Origin of the sequence: Paracoccus shanxieyensis (assembly GCF_009711265.1) — a bacterium.
Classification (GTDB): domain Bacteria; phylum Pseudomonadota; class Alphaproteobacteria; order Rhodobacterales; family Rhodobacteraceae; genus Paracoccus; species Paracoccus shanxieyensis.
In genome coordinates, this window is record NZ_WMII01000060.1 from 1 (window position 1) to 3,027 (window position 3,027).

Genomic DNA, 3,027 nt, shown 5'->3' on the forward strand with positions numbered 1-3,027 from the left:
ACCACGCAGCTGCTGACCCTCGATCCGCAGCGAACACTTTTCCTGAACCTCGAGGCGGGCGAGTTGGCCGTTCAGGGCTGGCCCGGCGATGAGGTCCGCATCCGCGACTGGGTGGTCGCCCGCGATCTCGCCGCCTGGATCGGCGGCGCCAACCCGGCCATGCGGGACGACCAGTCCTATGGGCCCGGGCACTTCGCGCGGGTCTGCGCGGCCTTCGGTCCCGCCGGCCAGCTCGACAAGTACGACACGGTCTTCGTGGACAGCATCTCCGTCGCCTCCCGCATCTGCCTTCAGTGGTGCAAGGGCCAATCCCAGGCCCAGTCCGACCGCACCGGCAAGCCCGATCTCCGCGCGACCTACGGGTTGCTCGGCCAGGAAATGATTGGCTGGCTCACGCATCTGCAGCACACGCCCACCAAGAACATCTGGCTGGTCGGTCTGCTCGACCGCAAGCTCGACGACTTCGGCAAGCCTTTCTTCTCGATGCAGATCGAGGGATCGAAGACCGGCCTCGAATTGCCCGGCATCGTCGACGAAGTCGTGACCCTGACCGAACTGCGCCCCGAGAAGGGTGACCCGTTCAGGGCATTCATCTGCACCACCATCAACGATTTCGGCCTGCCTGCGAAGGACCGCAGCGGCCGGTTGTCGATGATCGAGCCCGCCCATCTCGGGCGACTCATGGCGAAGATCCGTGGTCCGCGCCCCGATGGCGCTGCCCGCCTGAACTTCGATCTGCCCGCGGCCGCCACCGCACCCAATCCCCCGACGACGAAAGGAGCATGACAATGGCGAGCGACATGGATTTCAACGGCGCTGACACGCAGGACGCCGCCTTCGACCTCATCCCGGCCAACACCCTGGTCAAGGTCTGCCTCACCGTCCGCCCTGGCGGCGCGGGACCCGAAGGCTGGCTCACCCAGAGCAAGACGAGCCCGGCCCTCTACCTCAACACCGAGGCAGTCGTGATGGAGGGGCCGTTCGCGCGGCGCCGCATCTACACGCGCATCGGATTTCGCGGAAAAGCTGCGGGCGGTCCCGGCGACGACACCTATGGCAACCGCGGGCGCGCCATGATCCGCGGCATCCTCGAATCCGCCCGCGGCGTGCGTGCCGATGACCAGTCGAACGCCGCCCGCGCCGCGCGGATGATCCGCAGCCTCGGCGAGTTGAGCGGGCTGGAGTTCGTGGCGCGCATCGGCATCGAGCGCGACAAGGACAAGCCCGACGACACCGGGCGCAACGTCATCAAGGCCGCGCTCGGCGCCGACCATGCCGAATACGCCCGGGTGATGGGCAGCGTACCCCAGCCACCGCAGCACGGTCAGTTCACCGCCTCGGGCCCGCAGCTTGCGGACAACGGCATGGGTCAGTCGGGCGCGCCGTCCTCCGGCTCCGCGCCCTTCTGGGCACGCTGAGGGGGACGGCCATGATTCCGCGCGACTATCAAAAGGCGGCGGTCGATGCCGCCCGCGACCGCACCGCCGCACATGGCAACACCATGCTGGTGCTGCCCACCGGGGCGGGAAAGACCGCCATCGCCGGTTTCTACATCGGCGAGGAGCTAGAGCACCGCAGACACGACCGCGTCCTGGTGCTGCAGCACACCGACGAGTTGATCGATCAGAACCGCAGCGCCATCGGCACTGTCACCGGACTGGCCACCTCGGTGGTCAAGGCCGAGCAGGACGACTGGGACGGCCGCATCGTCTTCGGAAGCGTCCAGACCCTGGCGCGCGCCAACCGGCGCGAGCGGATGGCGCCGGTCTCGCATCTCGTCATCGACGAATGCCACCGCTCCGCCGCGCAAAGCTACCAATCCATCATAGACGAGGCCCGGGCGCTCAATCCGGAGATCAAGCTGCTCGGGCTCTCGGCCACGCCGGGTCGCGGCGATGGCCGCAGCCTGCGCCGCACCTTCAGCAATGTCGGCTATCACCTCAAGATCGGCACGCTGATCAGTCGCGGTCTCCTAGTGCCACCGCGCACCTATACCATCGATCTCGGCGTCGAGGACGAACTGGCGGGGCTCGGCGCCACCGCCGGCGATTTCGACATGCGCGCGGCAGACAAGGTGCTGAACCGCTCGGTGCTGAACGAGGCCGTCGTCGAACACTGGCAGGCGAAGGCAGCGGACCGGCGCACCATCTTCTTCTGTGCGACGGTCGACCATGCTGATGCGGTTGCCGCGGCATTCCGCACGGCCGGCGTCACCGCCGAGACGATCTTGGGCGAGATGCCATCGCGGACGCGCGCCGACCTCATCGCCCGGTTCGACCGGGGCGAGGTGCAGGTGCTGACGAACTGCATGGTCCTGACCGAAGGTTTCGACAGCCAGCCCGTCGGCTGCATCGGCATCCTGCGCCCCATGCTGCACAAGGGCACCTTCATCCAGGCAGTCGGTCGCGGCCTGCGGCGGGTCGATCCCGCGCGTTTCTCAGGCATCGTGAAAACCGACTGCGTCGTGCTCGACTTCGCGGGCGCGGCGCTCCGGCACGGGTCGCTCGAACAGGAGATCACCCTCGACGAGGACGATCCTGAGCCCGGCCAGACACCGTGGAAACTGTGCCCGACCTGTGAGGCCGAATTGCCGCTTGGAGCATCGATCTGTGATTTCTGCGGTCACGTCTTCACGCGGGAACGAGCAGAGGCCCGACTGCTGACCGCCTTCGACATGATGGAGATCGACCTTCTGGAGCGGTCCCCGTTCGCTTGGTGCGATCTGCATGGCGACGGCCAGGCGATGATGGCGAGCGGGTTCAATGGCTGGGCCGGGGTGTTCCATGATGGCGCGCTCTGGCACGCGCTCGGACAGCCGAAAGGCAGGGCGATCCGGCCGCTTGCCATCGGCACCCGGGTGCAGGCGCTCGCCGCCGCAGACGATTTCCTGCGCGCCACCGAGACGGGGACCGCCTCGATCAAGAGCCGTCGCTGGCTGAACGACCCGGCGACAATGAAACAGATGGACCTGCTGCAGCGCGCGGGGCACGAGGCCAATGGGCTGGATTTCAGCCTGTCGAAATACGC

General features: G+C 67.4%; 3 protein-coding genes. All 3 read left to right on the forward strand.

Annotation, left to right across the window (positions count from 1 at the left end; all coding sequences use genetic code 11):
- On the forward strand, positions 1–786 hold a 786-nt coding region (locus tag GL284_RS21145; protein ID WP_155046376.1), incomplete at its 5' end, for an ATP-binding protein.
- 2 nt (positions 787–788) lie between these two features.
- A complete protein-coding gene (locus GL284_RS21150; protein ID WP_155046377.1) occupies positions 789–1,418 on the forward strand; it encodes a hypothetical protein in 630 nt (209 codons plus the stop codon).
- 11 nt (positions 1,419–1,429) lie between these two features.
- On the forward strand, positions 1,430–3,027 hold a 1,598-nt coding region (locus tag GL284_RS21155), incomplete at its 3' end, for a DEAD/DEAH box helicase (RefSeq protein ID WP_155046378.1).